Source organism: Kosakonia sp. N21, assembly GCF_050587465.1.
Taxonomy (GTDB): domain Bacteria; phylum Pseudomonadota; class Gammaproteobacteria; order Enterobacterales; family Enterobacteriaceae.
The window spans coordinates 18,084-42,487 of record NZ_JBOBHR010000008.1 but is presented as its reverse complement, the minus strand read 5'-3'; the positions used below and the strand labels follow the sequence as shown (position 1 = coordinate 42,487).

The following is a 24,404-nucleotide window of genomic DNA, read 5'->3' as shown; positions in this document are numbered from 1 at the left end:
AGGAATCAACCATGAGCAAACATTACGACTATATCGCTATTGGCGGCGGCAGCGGCGGTATCGCATCGATTAACCGTGCGGCGATGTACGGTCAGAAATGCGCGCTGATCGAAGCGAAAGCACTTGGCGGCACCTGTGTGAACGTCGGTTGTGTTCCGAAAAAGGTTATGTGGCACGCGGCGCAAATCGCGGAAGCCATTCATCTCTATGGCCCGGATTACGGGTTCGACACCACGGTCAACCACTTCGACTGGGGCAAACTGATCGCCAGCCGTACGGCCTATATCGACCGAATCCACACCTCGTATGACAACGTGCTGGGTAAAAATAATGTCGATGTGATCCGCGGCTTTGCGCGTTTTGTGGATGCAAAAACCCTCGAAGTGAACGGTGAAACCCTCACCGCCGATCATATTCTGATCGCCACCGGCGGCCGTCCGAGCCACCCGAACATTCCGGGAGTGGAGTACGGTATTGATTCCGACGGCTTCTTTGAACTGCCTGCGCTGCCAAAACGCGTGGCGGTGGTGGGTGCGGGTTATATCGCCGTTGAACTGGCGGGAGTGATTAATGGCCTCGGTGCTGAAACGCACCTGTTTGTGCGCAAGCACGCGCCGCTGCGCAATTTTGATCCGCTGATCACCGAAACGCTGGTGGAAGTGATGGCCGCAGAAGGCCCGACGCTGCACACCCATGCAGTGCCGAAAGCGGTGGTGAAAAACGCCGATGGCAGCCTGAACCTGACGCTGGAAGATGGCCGTTCACAGACCGTGGACAGCCTGATTTGGGCGATTGGCCGCGAACCCGCGACCGACAATTTCAACCTTGCAGCCACCGGTGTGAAAACCAACGCCAAAGGCTATATCGAGGTGGATAAATACCAGAACACCAGCGTGCCGGGCATCTATGCGGTGGGCGATAACACCGGTGCGGTGGAACTGACGCCGGTGGCGGTCGCCGCGGGCCGCCGTTTGTCTGAGCGTTTGTTTAACAACAAGCCGGACGAACATCTGGATTACAACAACATCCCGACCGTGGTGTTCAGCCACCCGCCGATCGGCACCGTAGGGTTAACCGAGCCGCAGGCGCGCGAACAGTTCGGCGATGAGTTAGTCAAAGTGTATAAATCGTCGTTTACCGCCATGTATACCGCAGTGACGACCCACCGCCAGCCGTGTCGTATGAAGCTGGTGTGCGTAGGCCCGGAGGAGCGCATTGTCGGTATCCACGGTATCGGTTCCGGTATGGATGAAATGCTGCAAGGTTTTGCCGTCGCGCTGAAAATGGGCGCAACCAAGAAAGACTTCGATAACACCGTGGCCATTCACCCCACCGCGGCGGAAGAGTTTGTGACCATGCGATAACCACGCGCCCGAATCACAACCTCCTGCTGTCCTCCCCTCAAACCGAAGAGAAGCCTGCATTGTGCTTCTCTTCGGTCACTTTCTTTGTCTTAGTTTGCGCCTTGCCGCTTCTTCACTCAGCCGCAAATGCCGTTGTATTCAACGAAGCGACATAACAAACGCCATCACAGGTTATTTTCTGAATTCTTATTCATTATTTTTAATTAATTAACACCTCTATTTATTTAATTTATTTGTCTTAGCTAATTTATTTTTCCGGGTTTTAAAAAATCACCACGAATATTAATTTTAACAAAAATAACAAATAATAAACATTGCAGTGCGTTATCTCGCAATATGCATAAAACGCGACTAATTATTTCTGGGATGATCTGTTTTTATTGATCAGAGTCACACAAAATGGCTTTTTCCTGGATAAAATACCCTCACCTTACATTTACCCAGGAAAGGTGATGAAAATGGAAAATAATAACCGTGCAATGCCACATATAAGGCGAACAACACATATTATGATGTTTGCCAACCGTAATAGCTTCGACTTTCACTTCTTTAATGCCCGATAGTCATTTGACTACGGGCACTCCAGCATACAGGTCTTTCTGACCCTCTGTAATACAGGCTGAACGCCTGTATCTCGCGGTGCTCGCTCCAATAAACCCCTGAATTACTTGTGACCGGACTGGTTAGGGTTTATTGCATCTGAATAAAACCAACTTACTGATTTTTATTTATCAGTGGGAAGCCTTTATTCACTCCGGAGATATCAATTTCCTGTTCAGGAAATTGAGGACCTGCTATTACCTGAAATAAAGAGTTGAAAATGTCTGAATTAAAAATTGCAATCAGTCGTTCTTGCCCTGACTGTTTTTCCACGCATCGCAATCTTGTGAATGTTGATGAAAGTAAATTTATCGACGTCGCTGCTATCGTGTTATCCGTCAATGATATTGAACGAGGCAAACTCGATGAAATCGACGCGACCGGCTACGGAATTCCGGTCTTTGTCGCAACAGAAGAGGAAGAACGCGTTCCGGCTGAACATCTGCCACGCATTTCTGGCGTCTTTGAGTTTAACGAAAACCGCAGCGACTATTATGGTCGCCAGTTGGAAACTGCAGCCCATCACTATGAAACGCAACTGCGTCCACCGTTCTTTCGTGCATTGGTTGACTATGTCGGTCAGGGCAATAGCGCGTTTGACTGCCCCGGGCATCAGGGCGGTGAGTTTTTTCGCCGCCATCCGGCCGGAAATCAGTTTGTTGAATATTTTGGCGAAACGCTCTTTCGTTCCGATTTGTGTAATGCCGATGTCGCCATGGGCGACTTGTTGATTCATGAAGGCGCACCGTGCATTGCGCAGCAACACGCCGCCAAAGTCTTTAACGCCGACAAAACGTACTTTGTGCTCAACGGCACTTCATCGTCCAACAAAGTGGTGCTTAACGCCCTGCTGACGCCGGGAGACCTGGTGCTGTTTGATCGCAACAACCACAAATCAAACCACCACGGTGCGCTCTTGCAGGCTGGCGCGACACCGGTATATCTGGAAACAGCGCGTAACCCGTACGGTTTTATCGGTGGCATCGACGCCCACTGTTTTGAAGAAGCGTACCTGCGCCAGCTTATTGAAGAAGTCGCGCCGCAGCGGGCGAAAGAGACACGCCCCTTCCGCCTGGCGGTGATCCAGTTAGGGACTTACGACGGCACAATCTATAACGCCCGCCAGGTGGTGGATAAGATTGGCCACCTGTGCGACTACATCCTGTTTGACTCCGCCTGGGTGGGTTACGAGCAATTTATTCCGATGATGGCCGATTGCTCGCCCCTGCTGCTGGATCTGAATGAAAACGATCCGGGCATCCTGGTGACACAATCGGTGCACAAACAGCAGGCAGGTTTCTCCCAGACGTCGCAGATCCACAAAAAAGACCGCCATATCAAAGGGCAACCTCGCTATGTACCGCATAAGCGCATGAATAACGCCTTTATGATGCACGCCTCCACCAGCCCCTTCTACCCGCTGTTTGCCGCGCTGGATATCAACGCCAAAATGCATGAAGGTGTGAGCGGCCGCAACATGTGGATGGATTGCGTCGCCAACGGCATTGATGCCCGCAAACTGATCCTCGATAACTGCCGTTATATCCGCCCGTTTGTGCCGGAAACCGTCGATGGTAAGCCATGGCAGTCTTACGACACGGCTGAGATCTCCGGCGATCTGCGCTTTTTCCATTTTGTTCCGGGCGCACAGTGGCATGCGTTCGAAGGCTATGCCGAACACCAGTACTTTGTTGACCCATGCAAACTGCTGCTCACCACACCCGGTATCAATGCCGCGAATGGCGAATATGAAGACTTTGGCGTTCCGGCAACCATCCTCGCCAACTTCCTGCGTGAAAATGGCGTAGTACCGGAAAAATGCGACCTTAACTCGATCCTGTTCCTGCTGACCCCGGCGGAAGATATGGCCAAGCTGCAACAGCTTATCGCCCTGCTGGTGCGTTTCGAAAAACTGCTCGAATCCGACGCGCCACTGGCTGACGTTCTGCCTTCACTCTACCGCCAGCATCAGGCGCGTTACGACGGTTACAGCCTGCGCCAGCTGTGCCAGGAGATGCACGACCTTTACGCCCGCCACAATGTGAAACAGTTGCAGAAAGAGATGTTCCGCAAATCGCACTTCCCACGCGTCAGCCTCTCACCACAAGAAGCCAACTACGCCTACCTGCGCGGTGAGGTGGAACTGGTTCGTCTGCCGAATGCAGAAGGTCGCATTGCGGCGGAAGGCGCGCTGCCTTACCCGCCAGGGGTACTGTGCGTGGTTCCGGGTGAGATTTGGGGCGGCTCGGTACTGCGTTATTTCAGTGCGCTGGAAGAGGGGATCAACCTGCTTCCAGGCTTTGCGCCTGAGTTACAGGGTGTGTACGTCGAAGAACACGACGGTCGCAAACAGGTGTGGTGTTACGTCATCAAACAGCAGGAAAAGCAGCATAGCCTGCTGAAAGGAGAAAAATTATGAGTGCTAAAAAATCCAATAAGATGGGCGTTCTCCAGCTCACCATTCTGACCATGGTCAATATGATGGGCTCCGGGATTATTATGCTGCCCACCAAGCTGGCGGAAGTCGGTACCATCTCGATAATCTCCTGGCTGGTGACCGCCGTAGGTTCGATGGCGCTGGCATGGGCATTCGCCAAGTGCGGTATGTTCAGCCGCAAATCCGGCGGCATGGGCGGCTATGCGGAGTATGCGTTCGGCAAATCCGGCAACTTTATGGCGAACTACACCTATGGCATGTCGCTGCTGATTGCCAACGTGGCCATTGCGATTTCCGCGGTGGGTTACGGTACCGAACTGTTCGGTGCATCGCTGTCGCCGGTACAGATTGGCCTAGCGACGATTGGCGTATTGTGGATTTGCACCGTGGCTAACTTCGGCGGTGCGCGCATTACCGGGCAGATCAGCAGTATCACCGTCTGGGGGGTAATTATTCCGGTGGTAGGCCTGTGCATCATCGGCTGGTTCTGGTTTAGCCCGAGTCTGTATGTCGCCTCATGGAACCCACACAACGTTCCGTTCTTCAGTGCGGTCGGTTCGTCTATCGCCATGACATTGTGGGCATTCCTCGGTCTGGAGTCGGCCTGTGCAAACGCAGAAGTGGTGGAAAACCCGGAACGTAACGTGCCGATTGCAGTACTGGGCGGCACACTGGGCGCAGCGGTGATTTACATCGTCTCCACCAACGTGATTGCCGGGATTGTCCCGAATATGGACCTGGCGAACTCCACCGCGCCGTTTGGGCTGGCTTTCGCGCAAATGTTTACCCCGGAAGTCGGGAAAGTGATCATGGCGCTGATGATCATGTCCTGTTGCGGTTCGCTGCTGGGCTGGCAGTTCACCATTGCACAGGTCTTTAAATCTTCTGCCGACGAAGGTTATTTCCCGAAAATCTTCTCACGCGTGACGAAAGTGGATGCGCCAGTGCAGGGGATGCTGACCATTGTGGTCATCCAGAGTGGATTATCGCTGATGACCATCAGCCCGTCGCTGAACAGCCAGTTTAACGTGCTGGTCAATCTGGCGGTGGTCACTAACATCATCCCGTACATTCTGTCGATGGCTGCGCTGGTTATCATTCAGAAAATGGCCAACGTTAACCCGTCGAAAGCCAAAGTCGCTAACGCTGTCGCCTTTATCGGTGCGCTGTACAGCTTCTACGCGCTTTACTCCTCCGGTGAAGAAGCCATGCTCTACGGCTCGATTGTGACCTTCCTCGGCTGGACGCTGTACGGACTGGTTTCGCCACGCTTTGAACTGACCAACAAACACAGTTGAGTCTGCCCCCCGGAAGCCTGGCTTCCGGGGTTCAAACGCTCTCTGTCAGCACAGTTCGACGCTGTTTGGGCAGGGATAAAACGGGCGTAATTTTTTTCTTATCCGGGCGTGAACTGGCAGCGTGTTTCCCGCCTTTTTCCTGACACAAGGGTGTCACGCTATCCGCACCGTTTTTAACTCATTAATCAGCCACTGGACCGCAGGCTGGTAGTCATACAACCGGTGGGTAAGGAGCAATAAATCGTACGATGGCGCGCCGTCCGGCAGATCCAGAATTCGCAGCGGCAACATTTTCGCCAGCTCCAGCGCGATGCGAAAAGGCACGCACATCAAATAACCAGATGCCACCGCCACACGCCCACCGACGGCATAACTCTGCACCACCGTCGCCAGCGGGCGATAAAGATGCTGCGACAACAGCCAACCGTCAATGTGATCCGCGCCGGAACTGACCGCCGGTAAGTGAATTTGCGGTTCGCTGACCAGGTGTTTCATCGTCAGTTGTTCAGGTAAATCGTGGCGATCGACAGAGGCAATGGCCACAAAATGGTCGGAAATAAGCGGATGTTTATTAAAATAGTGCGGAATATGCTGCACATTATCCACGCCGATAAACGCATCCAGTTGCCCCTTCTCCACCCGTTCAACTTTTATCGTCTCCGAGAGAATATCGACAGACAACCGCACATTGGGCGCGATGGTTTTAAAGCGCGCCGTCAGCACCGGCATAAACATAAATTCGAAGTAATCCACCGCGCCAATATAAAAGGTGTGCGCATCACGCAGCGGATCGAAGTGGCTCGGCCCGCGCGTGGCGGTATCCAGCTTGCTGAGCGCATTCTCAATCACCGGGATCATCATCGCTGCATAGGGCGTGGGCTCCATACCGTTGCGGGTGCGGATAAACATCTCATCGTTTAACTGCTCGCGCAGGCGGTTCAGCGCATGGCTAAACGCTGACTGGGAAAGGTTCGCTTTTTGCGCCGCGCGGGTGACATTTTTCTCTTTCGCCAGAATCGGCACCAGCCGCAGCAAGTTCAGGTCGATAGCCACTATGCATCCTGTTCATGTTTTCATGATAACAATACATTTTATGCATAACGGTTTTCGTTGCTATAGTTTGCAGCAAAATAAGTGCTGATGCTCTGCACTGCCTGAACTGAGAACCACGGGAGATTTTTTATGAGAAATGTCACAGTCGCCGCAACGCAAATGGCCTGTAGCTGGGATCTGGAAAAAAACATTCAGAACGCTGAACGCCTGGTCCGTGAAGCCCACAGCAAAGGCGCGCAGATCATCCTGATTCAGGAGCTGTTCGCGGCGCCCTATTTCTGCATCGACCAAAGCCCGGAACACTACGCGCTGGCGCAGGAAGTCGCCACCAGCCCGCTGATTAAACACTTCTCTGCGCTGGCAAAAGAGCTGGAAGTGGTGCTGCCGCTGAGCCTGTTTGAAAAGAGCAATAACGCCTACTACAACTCGCTGGTGATGATCGACGCCGACGGCAGCGTGCTGGACACCTACCGTAAAACCCATATTCCGAACGGCCCGGCGTACCAGGAAAAACAGTTCTTTATCCCTGGCGATACCGGCTTCAAAGTGTGGAACACCCGCTATGCCAAAGTCGGCGTTGGCATCTGCTGGGATCAGTGGTTCCCGGAAACCGCACGTTGCCTGGCGCTGCAGGGCGCAGAAGTGATCTTCTACCCGACGGCAATCGGCTCGGAACCTGCCTACCCGGACATCGACAGCCAGCCGCACTGGACCCGCGTCCAGCAGGGTCACGCTGCCGCTAACGTCATTCCGGTGATTGCATCTAACCGTATTGGCACCGAAGCCAGCAAATACATTGAAGGCCTGGAAATGACCTTCTACGGCTCCTCTTTCATTGCCGATCAGACCGGTGCACTGGTGGAGCAGGCGAATAAAACCGACGAAGCGGTGCTGGTGCACACTTTCGATCTGGATGCCGTTGCCGCGCAGCGCGCCGCCTGGGGTTTGTTCCGCGATCGTCGCCCGAACATGTATGGCGCCATCGCCACTTCTGATGGCAGCGTAAGGAGCTAACCGATGTCACAGCTGACCACGCCGGTGAAAGATGGGTTCGCCATGCCCGCAGAGTGGGCGCCGCACCAGGCGGTATGGATGATTTGGCCTTACCGCACGGATAACTGGCGCGCAGATGCCGCCCCCGCGCAGCAGGCTTTTGCCGCCGTGGCAAAGGCTATTTCGCGCAGTACCCCGGTTATTATGGGCGTCCCGGCCGTTGAGATGACCAAAGCGCGCGCCACCCTGCCCGCAGAAGTGACGCTGGTGGAGATGGAGAGCGATGACGCCTGGATGCGCGATACCGGACCCACCGTGGTGCTGAATGCGGCGGGCGAACGGCGTGGCATTAGCTGGACGTTTAACGCCTGGGGCGGCTTCAACGGTGGGTTGTACGCGCCGTGGGACCGCGATCAGCAGGTCGCGGCTCAGGTGGCAAACTACCACCAGATGCCTTGTTACCACACAGATTTGATTCTGGAAGGCGGCTCGATCCACGTCGACGGCGAAGGCACATTGCTGACCACGGCCGAATGCCTGCTGAACCCGAACCGCAACCCGGGGTTAAGCAAAGATCAGATTGAGCAGCAGTTGCGCGACTATCTTGGCGTATCGCAGATAATCTGGCTGCCGGACGGTGTGTTTAACGACGAAACCGATGGCCACATCGACAATATGTGCTGCTTCGTGCGTCCTGGCGAAGTGGCGCTGCACTGGACCGACGACCAGAACGATCCGCAGTACGCCCGCTCCGTTGCCGCCCTCAACGTGCTGGAAAACGTGAAGGATGCGCAGGGTCGCACGCTGAAAGTCTGGAAAATGCCCTCTCCGCAACCGCTGTACGCCAGCGCGGAAGAGACCATTGGTGTGGAAAAAGGCACGGCGATTGAGCGCCATGAAGGCAACCGCCTGGCCGGTTCCTACGTCAACTATCTGATCAGCAATCAGCAGATTATTTTCCCGCTGCTGGATGCGGCAACCGATGCCAAAGCGCTGGCGCTGTTTGAAGAGATGTACCCGGGCTTTGTTATTACCGGTGTCCCGGCGCGCGAAATTTTGCTCGGCGGCGGCAACATCCACTGCATTACCCAGCAGATCCCGCGTTAACCCTCCTCCCGGCGGCAGCCATGTCGCCGGGCGTTTTATAACCCGCGTGACATGCGAATGTACTCCACCCCTTTTTTACAGAACGGCGTCCCTTCGGCAATAAAACCAAAGCGGGTATAAAACGATACTGCCGATGTTCTGGCGTCCAGTTGTACCGACGCCATGCCCATTTGCACTAACCGTTCGAGCACCGAGCGCAACAAAAAACCGCCAAACCCACGCTGCTGCTGGTCCTGCACGGTGGCGAATTTGCGGATCTGGCAGTGACGATCGCCGAGCAAAAACACCGATAAACAACTGACGACCTGCTGCTGCACCAGCACGCCATAATGCCAGGCGTGCTCATCGCCTTCCACGCGCGAGGCGTCGCGCTCAAGCTGCGGCCACAGTACCGCATGGCGGATATCGAGACATTGCTCTAACGTAATAGTGGCGAGTTCCAACGGCGCTTCCTCTTTATGACGGGCAATCCCCCTACTCTACCCTGCGTGAATGTGCAGCGGGGGGATTATTCACAAATCGTTGCAAAACGAATGCTCCGAATTTCGCCGCTACGCCAGCCGTTGGGTTACCCGTTTTGTTTATGAATAAACAACAGGTTATGAAAAATCCGCAGACTGTTTCCCGATAAAGAAACGTGATCAAACGCACAGTTTGTCTTTCAGAGACCGAAGCGAATGTCTACGCTTAGTAGAAAACCGGGCAACACCCGTCATCTTTTTTACGACGACATCCGGAGGCCAGAGTCACTATGTTCAACCAGAAACAACAAAGCGCAGAACCTATCGAATTCGTGATTGCCGAAGAAACCGTCTACGAAACCGATCCGTGCGAGTTAAAACTGGATGAAATGATCGAGGCGGAGCCGGAGCCGGAAATGATCGAAGGGCTACCCGCATCCGATGCGCTTACCCCTGCCGATCGTTACCTTGAACTGTTTGAACACGTGCAGTCATCGCGCATCTTCGCCGACAGCAAAACGTTTCCCGATTGTGCGCCGAAAATGGATCCGCTCGATATTCTGATTCGCTATCGTAAAATCAAACGCAAACCGGAATTCGACCTGCGTCAGTTTGTCGCGGCGCATTTCTGGATGCCGGAAAGCTATGCCAAAGAGTATATCTCCGACCCCAGCCGCTCGCTGAAAGAGCATATTGACCACCTGTGGCCGGTACTGACCCGCGAGCCGCAGGATCATATTCCGTGGTCTTCCTTGCTGGCGCTGCCGCAAGCCTATATTGTGCCTGGCGGTCGATTCCGCGAAACCTACTACTGGGACTCCTATTTCACCATGCTTGGGCTGGCGGAAAGCGGCCGTGACGATCTGCTGCGCTGTATGGCGGATAACTTTGCGTGGATGATTGAACGCTACGGCCATATCCCGAACGGCAACCGTACCTACTATCTGAGCCGCTCGCAGCCGCCCGTCTTTGCGCTGATGGTGGAACTGTTCGAAGAGGATGGCGTACGCGGTGCGCGGCGCTACCTTGAACACCTGCTGATGGAGTACGCCTTCTGGATGGATGGCGCAGAGTCGCTGGCGCTCAACCAGGCCTACCGCCACGTGGTGCGCATGCCTGACGGTTCACTGCTTAATCGCTACTGGGATGACCGGGATACGCCACGCGACGAATCCTGGATTGAAGACGTGGAGACGGCGCGTAACTCCGGGCGACCGGCCAACGAAGTCTACCGCGATCTGCGCGCCGGTGCGGCGTCCGGCTGGGATTACTCGTCACGCTGGCTGCGCGACGCCCATCGTCTGGCAAGTATCCGCACCACGCAGTTTATTCCTGTCGATTTGAATGCGTTCCTGTTTAAGCTGGAAAGCGCCATCGCCAACATTTCCGGTCTGAAGGGCGACCGCGAACGGGAAGCACTGTTCCGCCAGAAAGCCAGCGATCGCCGGGCAGCGGTTAACCGTTACATGTGGGATGATGAGCATGGCTGCTATCGCGACTATGACTGGCGTCGTGAAGAGATGGCGCTGTTTTCCGCCGCCAGCATCGTCCCATTATATGTTGGTATGGCGACGCATGAGCAGGCTGACCGGCTGGCGGAAGCTGTCACGGCGCGCCTGCTGACGCCGGGTGGCATTCTGGCAACCGAGTATGAGACCGGTGAACAGTGGGATAAACCCAACGGCTGGGCGCCGCTACAGTGGATGGCCATTCAGGGCTTCAAACTGTATGGCAATGATTCACTGGGCAACGAAATCGCGCACAGTTGGCTACAGACGGTGAATCATTATTACCAGCATCACCATAAGCTGATTGAGAAGTACCACATTGCCAGCAGCACCCCAAGCGAAGGGGGCGGTGGGGAGTACCCGCTACAGGATGGCTTTGGCTGGACAAACGGTGTGGTGCGCAGACTGATTGGTTTATACGGCGAGCCGTAATGACAATGCCCGGCAAGCATCGCGCTACCGGGCAGATTTGATTAATCAATGACATCATAAATGGCGGACTGAATATCCGCCAGTTTGCGGTTCTCGTCGGACGGGTCAGCGTTATAACGCAGTTGCGCCTGTTCCATCTCATAGCGCTGGCGCTCCACCACTGGATCCAGAGTACAGAACGCCCTCAGGTAATTTTTTGCGGTTGAGGTGAGCTTTTTACCCGCCAGCATTTCATGCGATAACGTGGTGATAAACCGCCGACAGGGCCGGTTTTCATCCATTTGCAGCCGGTAGCGGAGCAGCATGTCCAGCACCTCGTGGTAATCCGACTCCATTGCCTGTTCCGTCCATGAGAGCTTCCAGTTCATGCCCGTGCGTAAAAACATCGACACCACTTTGGTGTCATTCCGATCGATCGCCGAACGGAAGTTGTTCTCATCGCGCGGAATACCCATATTGCTCAGTTCTTCCTTCGGCGATGTCCGATGACGATCTTCGGCAATCGGAACGGTAATACCGCTTCCACGGGTATTCGGCACGGAGAGCCCGCTGGTAAACATCCAGAACGCGCCAATCACCATCAACAGCACCATCACGCCCACCGCCCCCCACAACGCGCCGGAGAGCATCACCTCCCGCTCCTCGCGGTTGCGCGCCGCACGTTTTGCGGGCGGTTCGATATTGTCACGTATCGGCATTGCATCACCTCCGGCTGCGCGATCTTTCTTCCGCGCTTGTTCCCAGAAAGCGTCCAACCCCGTTCCCGCTTCTTTCAGTAATGCGGCGGGGTTTGTTTTCGTGCGCCCCTCTTCCCATGCCCGCTGTACCGGCCCGGTGATTTGCGGGTAATAACTCGCCAGCAGACTCAGTTGGTTCGACGTCAGCGGCTGGTTCGCAATCGCCGCCGCACGTATCTGGCGGATATCATCCAGAAACGTCTGTAGCGTTTTACGCGTTTCCAGAAACAGAGTTAATACCGACGAGTCATTGAAGATCCGCGCATAGTGCTGGCTGAACTCCTTCTTATCGATCAGCATCAGCGCCAGTTCGCTAAACCGCATACCGCTTAACACATCGTTACGATCGCCAACGCGTAGCCAGCGCCGCACGCGGTCTGCGCCAAACTGCACTTTCAGATGGTTACGCAGCCGGTCAGGGTCAGACCATGCTTGCGTCACCAGCGAGGTGATCATCATCTCCAGCGCCCGCAACTGCTCCAGGCCGTGCTTCTGCTGCGCATCGCTCACTTTTGTCAACGTGTTGTAGCTCAGCAACGGCTGCTTCGCGCGCAGATTCTCTAACGCCGCCACAAACCGCAACGCAGCAATAAGCTGATTTTCCGTCACGCTTTGCCCGCTCTCATAGTGCGGAACGAGCTGCTGCAAATGGCGAAGTTGTAAAGTGAACTGTGTTAATTCCGCATCGTTGAGTTTAAGTCGTTTAGCCACTGCGCCCCATCCACCCATACTGAGGCGCGCAATATCCAGTTGTTCCAGAAACCAGCGGGGATCTTTTCCCTCATCGAAATGTGCATTGAGCAACAACAGAATTTCGATGGATGCCTCGCGAATAACGGCAATACACTTTTCAAACTGTTCACCCGTACTAGCTGGGGCAGTATGTGTCATTATTTTCCTTTAAGTACAACTGTAGAAATAATTAACTGGCCAACATCAGCGCTTAATTTTTTCTTTATTTATGAGTCATTAAAAGATAGCTCAGATACTGCGTATTATCAGTGACAGCCGTTTGAACCCGTAAAAAAACCGCCGGAGACATTCACGATGTTAATGCTTCGTACCCCAAGACTGGTCTGCTCGCCGATCGTTGAAAGCGACTGGGCATTTTTTCTATCGCTGCAACAGCAACCGGATGTGATGCGCTACGTTGCGGATCCCCGCTCCAGTGAGGAAATCCGCGAGCAATTCGTAGCACGACTGCCGGAATGGTCCCCGGGAAGCCGACACTGGCTCTGCCTGGTCGTCCGCGACAATGCGACGCACATGCCGCTGGGGGTGACGGGATATATTCACCGCGAAGATGACTGTGCCGAAGTGGGCTTCCTGTTCTCCCCCCAGGCGCAGGGCAAAGGCTACGGTCGGGAATCCCTAAAGGCGCTGTGCGATTACGCATTCAACGAGGGCGGTATCCGGCGGTTGGTTGCCACGGTCACGTCAGGGAATCTCGCGTCCCGGCGCTTACTGGAAAAAACCGGTTTTATACTGGAAGGGGAATTGCGTGAAGCCTGGTGGCTGGCGGGGAGCTGGCAAAACGACTGGCTATTTGGTTTATTGCGACATGAATATGGGAATAATGGCTAATTCGCCAGCATACCTTTCCAACCTCTGCCAGGCTTAGGAGTGTGTTCTGGTCCTGTTCAGGAGAAGTGATGAAGAAAATGATGCTGACCGCCTGTCTGGCCGCGCTGTTCTCCATGACAGCATTCGCAGACGATCAACCCGGCCTGAAAGCGGATAAAGCCCCGCCGCCGCCGCATAAAATGGATGACGGCTATCGCGGCATGGAAGATGCCCGCACCATGACAATCCAGCAAGCCAAAGCCCTGCATGACGGCGCATCGGTCTCGCTGCGCGGTAATCTGGTGGAAAGAGAAGGCAAAGATGTCTATCTGTTCCGCGATAAAACCGATCAAATACAGCTTGATATTCCCATGGCGGTTTTTGACGGGAAATCCATCTCGCCCGATGAACTGGTGGGCGTCAGCGGCTCGCTGGATAAAAAGCAACAGCCGGTTCGCGTCAGAGTCACGCACTTTCAGAAGCAATAATCGCCGAACGCCCGGCGGCACTCCACCTGCCGGGCGTCGCGTTTTACAGGAACATGCCCCCGGAAACTTCAATACGTTGCGCATTCATCCAGTGCAACTCATCGCTAAGCAGGGCGGCAATCGCATCGCCAATGTCATCTGGCAGGCCCACACGCCCGAGCGCAGTCTGCGCGGCAATGTGCTGATTAATCTGCTCATTATCACGCACCATGCCGCCGCCGAAGTCGGTCTCGATCGCCCCCGGTGCAATGATATTGACTGAAATGCCGCGTGTACCAAGCTCTTTCGCCTGATAGCGCGTCAGCACTTCCATCGCGCCTTTCATGGCGGCATAAGCGGCGTAACCCGGCTGGCAAAAACGTGCCAGGCCGCTGGAGACATTGAGAATACGCCCGCCGTTTTTCATTAGCGGCAGCAGGCTCTGCGTCAGGAAGAACGGTCCCTTAAAGTGGATGTTCACCAACTGGTCAAACTGCGCTTCCGTGGTGTCGGCAAACGACGCATTAATGCCAATGCCGGCATTGTTCAATAAATAATCAAACGTCTCCCGCTGCCATACCGTTCTCAGTCGTTCCTGCACCTCACGGGTAAAGGCGGGAAAACTCGCGCTATCGCCGACATTCAATTGTAATGCCGTTGCTTTTACGCCTTTTTGCTCAATTTCGCGCACAACCTGTTGCGCATCCTCGGCGTTATTGTTGTAGGTCAGGATAATGCCGATTCCTTTCGCCGCCAGCTTCAGCGCCGCGTTTTTACCTAATCCACGGCTACCGCCAGTCACTACTGCAATATGTTGTGTCATAAGAACCTCGTTTTTGCTGAATCAGGGGAGTGAGAAAAGCTTATTAGCTGACCTGAAAACAATAAAGGTGCTAAATTACGCTTCACTGTTTCACTGAAGATAACAATAGCGTGCCGCGATGGATAAAATTTACGCAATGCAACTGTTCATCCGCGTAGCGGAACTGGAGAGCTTCTCCCGGGCGGCAGACTCAATGGGACTTCCTAAAGGTAGCGTATCGCGGCAGATCCAGGCGCTGGAGACCCACCTCGGTACACAGTTGCTGCACCGCACCACACGACGCGTACAGCTCACGCAAGATGGGATGGTCTATTACGAGCGGGCAAAAGACCTGTTGGCGAACATGGACGAGCTGGATGGTCTTTTTTTGCACGATCCTTCCAGCATCAGCGGTCGTTTACGGGTGGATATGCCCGTTGGCGTCGCGAAAAACCTGGTGATTCCGCGGCTACCTGCGTTTTTGCAACAGTATCCCGGCATTGAACTGGAGCTGAGCAGCAGCGACCGGCTGGTGGACATTATCCGCGAAGGGTTTGACTGCGTGGTGCGCGTGGGAACGCTGAAAGATTCCGGCCTGATTGCCCGCCAACTGGGCCGCCTGTCGATCATCAACTGCGCCAGCCCGGATTACCTGGCGCGTTTTGGCTATCCGGAAACACCTGAGGACTTATCTTCCCATGCGCTGGTGCACTACGCCGTCAATCTCGGCACGCGGCCGCAAGGCTTTGAGCTGTGGCAGGATAATCAGACCCGTTGGGTGAAAACCGGCGGCATTCTGACGGTTAACAGCACCGAAACTTACCAGGCCGCTTGCCTCGCCGGGCTGGGGATTATCCAGGTGCCGCGCATTGGCGTACGCGATGCGTTACGCAGCGGAAAACTGGTGGAGATCCTGCCGCAATACCGCGCAGAGCCGATGCCGGTGTCGCTGATTTACCCCCATCGCCGCAATCTTTCCCGCCGGGTACATCTGTTTATGGAGTGGCTGGCAGGCGCGTTAAGAGATTATGTCGATTAACCCCCCAGGCTATAATTTTCACAATGACCCATTCAGGAGAAGGAAAACGCACCTGATGACGCCGGAAAACCACGAAAAACGCCCGACGCACGATCTCGACTACCACCCCGTCAGGAAGATGGCGGAGCAGTCCCCCGAAAAGAAACGTCCCGCCAGCGGTAAGCTCAACAGTACGCTGAGCACGGTGACCAGCACCGCGAAAAAAATCCAGCGACGCCCGATGATTGCGCACCTGATCCGCGCGACAGAACGCTTTAACGATCGTATGGGAAATCAGTTTGGCGCTGCCATCACCTATTTCTCGTTTCTGTCGATGATCCCGATACTGATGGTCTCTTTCGCCGCCGCCGGTTTTGTTCTCGCCTCGCACCCCACGCTGTTGCAGGATATTTTCGACAAGATCCTGATGAGCGTCAGCGATCCGACAATGGCCATGACCCTGAAGAACACCATCAATATTGCGGTGCAACAACGTACCACCGTCGGCATTGTTGGGCTGGCAATCGCCCTCTATTCCGGCATCAACTGGATGGGCAACCTGCGTGAAGCGATCCGCGCCCAGTCGCGAGATGTCTGGGAGCGCAATGCCCAGGACAAAGAGAAACTCTGGGTGAAATATTTCCGCGATTTCATCTCGCTGATAGGTCTGCTGGTGGCGCTGATTATCACGCTGTCGATCACGTCGATTGCCGGCGCGGCGCAGCAGATGATCATCTCGGCGCTGTACCTTGATTACATTGAGTGGCTGAAACCGGCCTGGCGGCTGATTGGTCTGGCGATATCTATTTTTGCCAACTATCTGCTGTTCTTCTGGATCTTCTGGCGCTTGCCTCGTCATCGCCCGCGCAGAAAAGCGTTGATTCGTGGGACGTTGATTGCCGCCATCGGCTTTGAAGTCATTAAAATCGTCATGACCTGGACACTGCCTTCGCTGGTGAAATCCCCTTCCGGCGCAGCATTTGGCTCCGTGCTCGGGCTGATGGCCTTTTTCTATTTCTTTGCCCGCCTGACCCTGTTCTGCGCCGCCTGGATTGCCACCGCGCACTATAAAGATGACCCGCGCATGCCGGGCAGAACACCCCGCTAAGCGGCTATCGGGCTGAACGTAAACGCAATATATCAGCCCGATCGATGATTTCAGCATGAAAATCCAGACCGTAACTTTTATTTAACCAAAAACCAGTTTTATCCACCAATCTTTAAAAATTGTGAAGCATTTCATAGAAGATAAATCGCGAGCCTGAAAATTATTCGCTTTTTGCTCAATTTTCAGGCTATCCGCGATTTTGTTACAGATTGAAATGTCTCTTTTGCTGTGACTAATATGGCTGTTCGTTCGCCCAAAATAAGAAAATTTTATGCAAGCTACAGCCACAACATTAGACAACGAACAGGAACACGCACCGGTAAACTCCCGTAATAAAGTCGTCATCGCGTCTCTGATCGGCACCGCCATCGAATTCTTCGACTTCTATATTTACGCCACCGCTGCGGTCATTGTTTTTCCACATATCTTCTTCCCGCAGGGTGATCCGACAGCGGCCACGCTGCAATCGCTGGCAACCTTCGCCATTGCCTTTATTGCCCGTCCAATCGGCTCTGCGGTATTTGGTCACTTCGGCGATCGCGTCGGCCGGAAAGTTACGCTCGTCGCCTCGCTGCTGACCATGGGCATTTCCACGGTCGTGATCGGCCTGCTGCCAGGCTACGAAACCATTGGCGTGATGGCGCCCTTGCTGCTGGCGCTGGCGCGTTTTGGTCAGGGTCTGGGCCTGGGCGGTGAATGGGGTGGCGCAGCGCTGCTGGCGACGGAGAACGCACCGCCGCGTAAACGTGCGCTGTATGGCTCCTTCCCGCAGCTTGGCGCGCCGATCGGTTTCTTCTTTGCCAACGGCACCTTCCTGCTGCTCTCCTGGCTGCTGACCGATGAACAGTTTATGAGCTGGGGCTGGCGCGTGCCGTTTATCTTCTCCGCCGTGCTGGTCATTATCGGCCTGTATGTTCGCGTGTCGCTGCATGAAACCCCGGTGTTTGCCAAAGTCGCTGCGGCAAAGAAACAGGTCAAAATCCCGTTGGGAACGCTGCTGACCAAACACGTGCGCGTGACGGTGCTGGGCACGTTTATCATGCTGGCAACCTACACGCTGTTTTACATCATGACGGTCTACTCAATGACCTACAGCACCTCGCCGCAGGGGTTGGGCCTGCCGCGTAACGAAGTGCTGTGGATGCTGATGCTGGCAGTGATCGGTTTTGGCGTGATGGTTCCGGTGGCGGGCTTGCTGGCGGATGCGTTCGGCCGTCGCAAAAGCATGGTGGTGATCACCTCGCTGATTATTCTGTTCGCGCTGTGCATCTTCCCGCCGCTGCTCGGTTCCGGTAACCCGGTGCTGGTGATGGCGTATCTGTTGATTGGTTTGAGCCTGATGGGGCTGACCTTTGGCCCGATGGGCGCGCTGCTGCCGGAGCTGTTCCCGACGGAAGTTCGCTATACCGGCGCGTCGTTCTCCTACAACGTGTCGTCGATTCTGGGCGCATCCGTGGCACCCTATATCGCAACCTGGTTGCAGGCGAACTACGGTCTGTTTTACGTTGGGATTTACCTGGCGGCGATGGCGTCATTGACGTTGATCGCTCTGCTGCTGACGCACGAGACGAAGCACCAGTCACTGTAATATTTACCCTCACCCCGCCCTCTCCCTAAAAGGGAGAGGGAGAACCCCCCTCACCCCTGGGAAGAAAATCCCAACCTTCAGGAACAGGCAGAACATTCACTCGCCGGTGACGGAAGCCAGAAACCCCACTTTCTCCTTTAGCGCTTCATCTGTGACAAAATTGCCTGACACTGATTTTGCTTACCTTCAGAAGGCGAAACCAGCGCCAGTAAGGCCGCCGCTGGCGTGACTAACGTTGCCAGCGCCGCCGCGACCGCACCGCGGGCAATCAATGGCCCGGCTTTGACGCCCGCCTGCGGGTTTTTGAAACTGCCGCGCACGTACAACGGCGAGCGCAGTGTCACAATGCGAATGCCTTTACTTTCCGGATCGATGGTTAAATCTAACTGCTCTGACGCAAAACTGGCGCTGCCCGTGACGTTAATCAACGCGTTCTCCGTATCAAAAGCAAAGATCTGCGGGCGCGCCACGCCATTCACCAGATTGAGATTCGCCGCCGCGCAGTTGACCCGGACTTCATCATCGCCAAAGATCTGCCCGACAAGGTAATTACCGACATTAAGACCGAGGATCTCCATCAGGTTACGGCTTACCAGACCGTCGTTCATCAGCAACTTCAGATCGCCGTTGCTGGTGCCGAGCAGTGCGGCGACGGAATTGCCCACGCCACGAATGTTGGCATCGCCGTTCATCTCCCCGAGCGTCTTCTGCATCAGTTCCACATTGGGCATCAGTTCTTTGAGCTTCAGGCGACGCGCCTGAATATCCGCCTGCCCCTGCATTGGCTTCTTATCGCCTTCGAGGTGGAGCGTTGCCGAAATCGTACCGCCCGCCAGGCCGAACGTCAGCGGTTGCAGATGTAAATCGGCATTATTCAGCAATACGTGGGTCGAGAGGTCGCTGATTGGCAGCGTTGAACCGTGTTCAATCCGGCGACCTTTAAAGCGGACATCGGCATCCATCACGTTCCATTTGCCGGTCTCGAAACGATCGTACGGCAGCACCTTACCGGCCGGTTGCGTTGACGCCTCCTCTTTTTTCCCCACGGTGCCTTTGCCGGAATTGACGCCAATCAGCGGCCCTAAATCCGCCAGACGAAGCTGGCGCGACTCGACGTCGCCTTCCAGTTTGGGGCGTGGTTTGCCGGTGGTGTACTTGAGCGTACCGTGAATATCGCTGTCGCCGATATGACCATTAAAGCCGCGGTAATCATAGGTCTGGCCCTTAGCATCATGGATCTTCGCCACTAAGTGACCATCCGTTTCAAAGGGGGGCGTATCCGGCAACAATACGCCGGTGAGATCGTACAGATCGCCAAGCGAGTCACCGCCGAATTTCAGTTGCAGATCGATGCCGCCCAGATTCAGAGGATCATTAACGGTGCCGACAAACGCCACGCGGGTATTGCCTGAACGGAAATCCGCCTGCACCGGAAAGGGCGTCCCTTCGCTGCGCAGCGCCAGCATGCCACCGATTTTCCCCGTGCCGGAGAGCGGCTGACCGTTGTAGCGCCCTTTCGCCGTCAGGCCAAAAACATAATCACCAGCGTGGGTTTTGTTGTCGTTTTTGCCCGTGACTTCGCTAAACGGCAACGGCTTGCCGAGCGGGTCGACCAGAATGTCGATATCGGCGCGGGTTACGCTGTCGTCAATAGCGATGCGCCCGCGATCGAAAAGGATCGTATCGAGGCGGAAAGACCAGTCGGAGGGTGGCGTATCGGTCTTTTTCGTGCTGTCACTGGCGAGATTGAAGGTCCAGTTATTCAGCGTATCGGAGCGGCGAATCAGCCTGGCATCGGGCTGCTGGAGTTTAATCCACGGCAGATAGACGGTTTTGGTTAGCAGCGCGAGCGGGGCCAGAGTGGCTTCCACGCGGGGCAGATGCACCATGGTGATTTCGGGAATGTCCGGCGGGTTGCCCAGCAGGACGTCATCGGCATGCACATGCGGCCAGGGTACCCAGCTTCGCCAGCCGGTTTCCTCTTTTTGCCGCTCCCAGACCACACCAAGATCGCCGCGAATGGCAAAAGGGCGGTTCAGTTCAGCTGAGACTTTCTCGTTAATCGTCGGTTTGAGGCGGTTCCAGTCGAATGTGGCGACGACAATGATGGCAACCACAATCAGTAACAGCAGCGTCGCAATGACGGCAATAATCGCTTTACTCGTTTTTGTCATTGAACCTTTCCTTTACAGCCTGACTTTCATAAAGATAGTTGAGGCTCAGGGAAAGGGCGGCGATTACAGTTCGAGTATCACGTGTTCAAGCCGGGCTAAAGGAACCGGGCGCGAAAGAAAATAGCCCTGTGCAGCAAACGCCGGCGAGTCCTGCACATCGCGCCACTCTTCCAGGGTTTCGACCCCTTCAACAATCACGCCCTGGCAATAACGGTTCATCAACTGCAGCAGTAGCGTGAACAGATTTTGCCCTTCCGGGGTTTTACGCAACATGATAAACAGGTCGCGCGCGACTTTGATGTAGTCGTAACGCACTTCGCTCAGCGCCGAGAAATTCGCCATGCCGGTGCCAAAATCGTCCAGCCAGAGCGGGCCGATTTCGCTGATTGACGCGAAAGTGGAGTCTTGCGGTAAACGGATATGTTCAACCAGCTCGAAGCGGATCCACGGCAGCGATTGCACCAGTGACATCAGTTCTTCGTTCTGGCGCATCGCCAGCAGCGTTGGACCGTCGACGTTCACCGACGCCAGCACCTCATTCTCCTCGAAGAATGCCTTTTGCTCCGCCAGTAGCGCCACCTGCTCGTACACCACGTCCACACGCTGGCGCACAGCCACTTCAGAAAAGTAGCGATCCGGCGCGATACGCTGATCCGGCTGCAACGGATGGGTCACAATGGTCAATACTTCAATAGCCATCAGGCGGCCATCTGTTCTGTAGATGGGCTGATAAGTATAAGCACGCTCGCATTGCAGCCAGTAACGACGTTCCTGCAAGCTTTCAATGTCTGCCTCAGGAATATTAAGTCGCTGGATGACCTGCTTTAACTTCATTTCTACTGTCCTGTCGATGGGATGACCTGGAGGAACTCGTCAAAGGGTTATCGGCGCTCGGTCTGATAACTTTATGTTCACGCTGGCGGCAAAAATCAAAAAGCGGGACACCGGAATCTGCACAGAACACGCTTTAGCTCAAAAAAATACTGGAACGTTGTTTTAATATAGTTGACCACGAATCACCCACAACGCACACTACCGTTAATTCATCTGATTCAGGTTCACGACTATGTCCAGGAAAATTGCCGTCATTGGCGAATGCATGATCGAGCTGTCACAAAAAGGCGCAGAAGTTAATCGTGGCTTTGGTGGCGATACCCTTAATACGTCAGTTTACATCGCGCGCCAGGTCGATCCTGCGGCGTTGTCCGTGCACTATGTCACCGCGCTGGGCACGGATAACTTCAGCCAGCAGATGCTGGAATCGTGGCAGAGCGAGAGCGTGGATACCCGCCTGACTCAGCGTATGGAAAACCGCCTGCCGGGCTTGTACTACATCGAAACCGATGCGACCGGCGAACGCACCTTCTACTATTGGCGCAACGAAGCCGCAGCCAAATTCTGGCTGGAGAGCGATCAATCCGACGCGATCTGTGAAGAGCTGGCTACGTTCGATTATCTCTATCTGAGCGGCATCAGCCTGGCAATCCTGAGCCCGACCAGCCGTCATAAGCTGCTGTCACTGCTGCAGGAGTGCCGCGCCAACGGCGGTAAAGTCATTTTCGATAACAACTACCGCCCGCGCCTGTGGGCCAGCAAAGAAGAGACGCGCCTGGTCTATCAGCAGATGCTGGCCTGCACCGATATCGCTTTCCTGACGCTGGATGATGAAGACCTGCTGTGGGGCGAAAAGCCGGTAGAAGAGGTGATTGCACGCACCCAGCAAGCCGGTGTGAAAGAAGTGGTCATCAAACGCGGCGCGGACGCATGCCTGGTGGCGATTGCGGGCGAAGCGGTTGTGGAAGTCCCGGCAGTGAAATTGCCGAAAGAGAAAGTGATCGATACCACTGCGGCGGGTGACTCGTTCAGCGCAGGCTACCTGGCCGTACGTCTGACCGGCGGCGATGCGGTTGCGGCAGCAAAACGCGGCCATTTAACCGCCAGCACGGTAATTCAGTATCGCGGCGCGATCATTCCGCGCGACGCCATGCCGAACTGAGTGAATGTTGATGCCTCTCCCGATGGGGAGAGGCGTCGTTTTCATTATTGCCGTGGCGGAATATCCGACACATCGGAACGCACATCATCATTGCTTGCCGGCGCAGTTGCGGCTTCGGCTGGCGCCATCACCTCTTCCCACGTCGCCTGCAAATCCTTCATGTTGTATTCCGGCTCGCCTTTTGGCTGCAGCAGTATCAGCGACATATCCTGCGACAGCTGCTGGTGCAGATCCTGGTTCAGCATTTCCGGCGTAAGGCTGTTAAGGAAGCCCTGACGCAGTTTCTGATACTGCTCCGGGGCAATGTCCACGACCTGGTTTTGCAACGAGCGCATCCGCTGGCTAATCAGAATATCGGTGCCGGTGCGGGCATAGGTCGCAAACAGTTTCTGCAACTCAAGGTTCTTCTGCGCGATCAGCGCTTTGAACTCCTCTTCCGGCAAACCTTTTTGCCGCACTTTCCCCAGTTCACGCGCGATCAGGCCCGCATTGGCATTGAGCTTGTCGTTCGGCGAATCAACATTAATGGCGCATTGTGCACGCTGGAACAGCACCCGGCACTCGAAGCTCAGGCCAATATCTTTGGCGTTGTTGCGGGTCAGATTCTGCTGGATGTGCCAGAACAGCGCTTCGCGCGCCAAATCCGCACGCCAGTACCGCTCCAGCGCCGACGATTCACGGATCGGCTGCCAGGCGGAATCCCACATGATTGACAGGCGATCCTGCGTGACCGCGTCGGTCATCAGGCTTACCGGCTGCGGCGGCAAAGGCGACAGCGTCGGCACAGGGGCCGGCGTATGGCGTTTCCCCTTCAGCTCACCAAAGGTTTTATTGATTTGCTCGGCAATCGCGCGGCTGTCCACATTGCCGACCACAATCAGCGTCATGGCGTCCGGCGTATACCATTTTTCGTAGAACGCTTTGACCTGCGCGGCATCGATCGGCTCTTTTGGCATTACCGAGGGATCGTGAGCCAGCAGCGCGGAACCTTTCAGGCGATAACGCCATGCGTTGTCTGTCGTATCGCCAGGCCAGGTGACGACCATATCGTTGCTGGCAAGCGCATGACTCACCGTCTCGGGCGTAATGGCTAAGTTCCCGGCGGCATCCGCCAGCCAGACCAGCGCCTCTTTCAGCAAGTCGCCACGATTATTCGGCAGACTCAGGCTGTACTGCGTAAAGTCGTACGACACCACCGCTGGCGGCAACGGACGTTTCGGATCGATTCCTTGCTGCCAGAGCGAACGCACCTGCGCAGGATCCAGCGGACCACTATGGGTCAGCGCGATACGAGGAATAAAATGGTTGAAACCGCTCTGTTGCGTGCTTTCGGTGAGCGAACCGGTATTAATAGACAGGCGAATTTCAATGCGATCGCTGGGACGCTGCGGCGTGGCTAAAACCTGCCACTGAAAACCATTTCCCAGTGTCCCTTGTTGCCAGGCCGGGTCGGGCTGGAGCGCATCTGCCTGCACATAACCGACAGCCGCCAGCATCAGCAAACCGCCTGTTAACAACCGAATTTTTGTGCCCTGCATGAGAACCCCTAATCAACATTCCTGGTTAAAAAGTCAGCCCTCCAGGAGGAGGCCGAAAGATACGTAAAAACACTTCGCTTTTAGACCGCAGGAAAAGCAAAACGTCACACCGTGAAGTGAATAATCCCGAAAATTCATCGTGAATTGTGACGGTAATAGG

Annotated in this window: 20 protein-coding genes; 13 read left to right on the top strand and 7 right to left on the bottom strand. The window is 55.0% G+C overall.

The genetic code is table 11. The features are described 5' to 3' along the window. Window positions 1-11 precede the first annotated feature (11 nt). From gorA to potE, 4 genes are all read left to right on the top strand, one after another. Window positions 12-1,364 carry a glutathione-disulfide reductase gene (gene gorA, locus ACQ3G7_RS18525; protein WP_430891076.1) on the top strand — a complete coding sequence of 451 codons (1,353 nt, stop codon included), beginning with the start codon at window positions 12-14 and terminating at the stop codon, window positions 1,362-1,364. A gap of 458 nt (window positions 1,365-1,822) precedes the next feature. Continuing rightward, window positions 1,823-1,927 carry a leader peptide SpeFL gene (gene speFL, locus ACQ3G7_RS18520; protein ID WP_263100815.1) on the top strand — a complete coding sequence of 35 codons (105 nt, stop codon included), beginning with the start codon at window positions 1,823-1,825 and terminating at the stop codon, window positions 1,925-1,927. A gap of 257 nt (window positions 1,928-2,184) precedes the next feature. Continuing rightward, window positions 2,185-4,383 carry an ornithine decarboxylase SpeF gene (gene speF / locus ACQ3G7_RS18515; protein WP_430891074.1) on the top strand — a complete coding sequence of 733 codons (2,199 nt, stop codon included), beginning with the start codon at window positions 2,185-2,187 and terminating at the stop codon, window positions 4,381-4,383. Continuing rightward, window positions 4,380-5,699: a putrescine-ornithine antiporter gene (gene potE, locus ACQ3G7_RS18510; protein ID WP_430891072.1), complete on the top strand. Its 1,320-nt coding sequence runs from the start codon at window positions 4,380-4,382 to the stop codon at window positions 5,697-5,699. Before speF ends, potE begins: the two co-directional genes overlap by 4 nt. Window positions 5,700-5,852: 153 nt before the next feature. On the opposite strand, the gene ACQ3G7_RS18505 is transcribed toward potE, so the two are convergent. After that, window positions 5,853-6,752 carry a LysR family transcriptional regulator gene (locus tag ACQ3G7_RS18505; protein WP_430891070.1) on the bottom strand — a complete coding sequence of 300 codons (900 nt, stop codon included), beginning with the start codon at window positions 6,750-6,752 and terminating at the stop codon, window positions 5,853-5,855. A 129-nt stretch (window positions 6,753-6,881) separates the two neighbouring features. On the opposite strand from ACQ3G7_RS18505, the gene aguB reads away from it, so the two are divergent. Continuing rightward, on the top strand, window positions 6,882-7,766 hold the full coding sequence (aguB, locus tag ACQ3G7_RS18500; RefSeq protein ID WP_061492644.1) for an N-carbamoylputrescine amidase: 885 nt from the start codon (window positions 6,882-6,884) through the stop codon (window positions 7,764-7,766). Window positions 7,767-7,769: 3 nt separating this feature from the next. After that, window positions 7,770-8,852: an agmatine deiminase gene (gene aguA / locus ACQ3G7_RS18495; protein ID WP_430891068.1), complete on the top strand. Its 1,083-nt coding sequence runs from the start codon at window positions 7,770-7,772 to the stop codon at window positions 8,850-8,852. Between the two features lie 35 nt (window positions 8,853-8,887). On the opposite strand, the gene ACQ3G7_RS18490 is transcribed toward aguA, so the two are convergent. Beyond that, window positions 8,888-9,295, bottom strand: coding sequence for a GNAT family N-acetyltransferase (locus ACQ3G7_RS18490; RefSeq protein ID WP_430891066.1), 408 nt, complete (start codon window positions 9,293-9,295; stop codon window positions 8,888-8,890). Between the two features lie 308 nt (window positions 9,296-9,603). On the opposite strand from ACQ3G7_RS18490, the gene ACQ3G7_RS18485 reads away from it, so the two are divergent. Continuing rightward, window positions 9,604-11,253 carry an alpha,alpha-trehalase gene (locus ACQ3G7_RS18485; protein WP_430891064.1) on the top strand — a complete coding sequence of 550 codons (1,650 nt, stop codon included), beginning with the start codon at window positions 9,604-9,606 and terminating at the stop codon, window positions 11,251-11,253. A gap of 41 nt (window positions 11,254-11,294) precedes the next feature. Here ACQ3G7_RS18485 and ACQ3G7_RS18480 read toward each other — a convergent pair whose 3' ends face one another. Further along, a complete protein-coding gene (locus tag ACQ3G7_RS18480) occupies window positions 11,295-12,881 on the bottom strand; it encodes an STY4199 family HEPN domain-containing protein (RefSeq protein WP_430891062.1) in 1,587 nt (528 codons plus the stop codon). A gap of 156 nt (window positions 12,882-13,037) precedes the next feature. On the opposite strand from ACQ3G7_RS18480, the gene ACQ3G7_RS18475 reads away from it, so the two are divergent. Continuing rightward, window positions 13,038-13,574 carry a GNAT family N-acetyltransferase gene (locus ACQ3G7_RS18475; RefSeq protein WP_430891060.1) on the top strand — a complete coding sequence of 179 codons (537 nt, stop codon included), beginning with the start codon at window positions 13,038-13,040 and terminating at the stop codon, window positions 13,572-13,574. Between the two features lie 68 nt (window positions 13,575-13,642). Then, a complete protein-coding gene (locus ACQ3G7_RS18470; RefSeq protein WP_430891058.1) occupies window positions 13,643-14,041 on the top strand; it encodes a YdeI family stress tolerance OB fold protein in 399 nt (132 codons plus the stop codon). Window positions 14,042-14,084: 43 nt separating this feature from the next. Here ACQ3G7_RS18470 and ACQ3G7_RS18465 read toward each other — a convergent pair whose 3' ends face one another. Continuing rightward, window positions 14,085-14,843 carry an SDR family NAD(P)-dependent oxidoreductase gene (locus ACQ3G7_RS18465; RefSeq protein WP_430891056.1) on the bottom strand — a complete coding sequence of 253 codons (759 nt, stop codon included), beginning with the start codon at window positions 14,841-14,843 and terminating at the stop codon, window positions 14,085-14,087. 118 nt (window positions 14,844-14,961) lie between these two features. On the opposite strand from ACQ3G7_RS18465, the gene ACQ3G7_RS18460 reads away from it, so the two are divergent. The 3 genes from ACQ3G7_RS18460 (at window position 14,962) to ACQ3G7_RS18450 (ending at window position 18,536) form a co-directional block, all read left to right on the top strand. Continuing rightward, window positions 14,962-15,861, top strand: coding sequence for a LysR family transcriptional regulator (locus ACQ3G7_RS18460; protein WP_430891054.1), 900 nt, complete (start codon window positions 14,962-14,964; stop codon window positions 15,859-15,861). A 118-nt stretch (window positions 15,862-15,979) separates the two neighbouring features. Next, a complete protein-coding gene (gene yhjD / locus ACQ3G7_RS18455; RefSeq protein ID WP_430891375.1) occupies window positions 15,980-16,948 on the top strand; it encodes an inner membrane protein YhjD in 969 nt (322 codons plus the stop codon). A 271-nt stretch (window positions 16,949-17,219) separates the two neighbouring features. Continuing rightward, entirely contained in the window at window positions 17,220-18,536 is a 1,317-nt protein-coding gene (locus tag ACQ3G7_RS18450; RefSeq protein WP_263098886.1) for an MFS transporter, read from the top strand. A gap of 137 nt (window positions 18,537-18,673) precedes the next feature. Here ACQ3G7_RS18450 and ACQ3G7_RS18445 read toward each other — a convergent pair whose 3' ends face one another. Continuing rightward, complete coding sequence (locus tag ACQ3G7_RS18445) at window positions 18,674-20,710, bottom strand: AsmA family protein (protein ID WP_430891052.1); 2,037 nt, start codon at window positions 20,708-20,710, stop codon at window positions 18,674-18,676. A 63-nt stretch (window positions 20,711-20,773) separates the two neighbouring features. Beyond that, window positions 20,774-21,544: a cyclic-guanylate-specific phosphodiesterase gene (gene pdeH / locus ACQ3G7_RS18440; protein WP_430891050.1), complete on the bottom strand. Its 771-nt coding sequence runs from the start codon at window positions 21,542-21,544 to the stop codon at window positions 20,774-20,776. A gap of 232 nt (window positions 21,545-21,776) precedes the next feature. Here pdeH and kdgK point away from each other — a divergent pair, with 232 nt between their 5' ends. Next, window positions 21,777-22,706 (top strand): 2-dehydro-3-deoxygluconokinase, encoded by a 930-nt coding sequence (gene kdgK / locus ACQ3G7_RS18435; protein WP_430891048.1) that lies wholly within the window; start codon window positions 21,777-21,779, stop codon window positions 22,704-22,706. 44 nt (window positions 22,707-22,750) lie between these two features. Here the strand turns inward: kdgK and ACQ3G7_RS18430 are convergent, their stop codons facing one another. Beyond that, a complete protein-coding gene (locus ACQ3G7_RS18430; protein ID WP_430891046.1) occupies window positions 22,751-24,244 on the bottom strand; it encodes a M16 family metallopeptidase in 1,494 nt (497 codons plus the stop codon). Between the last annotated feature and the right edge of the window lie 160 nt (window positions 24,245-24,404).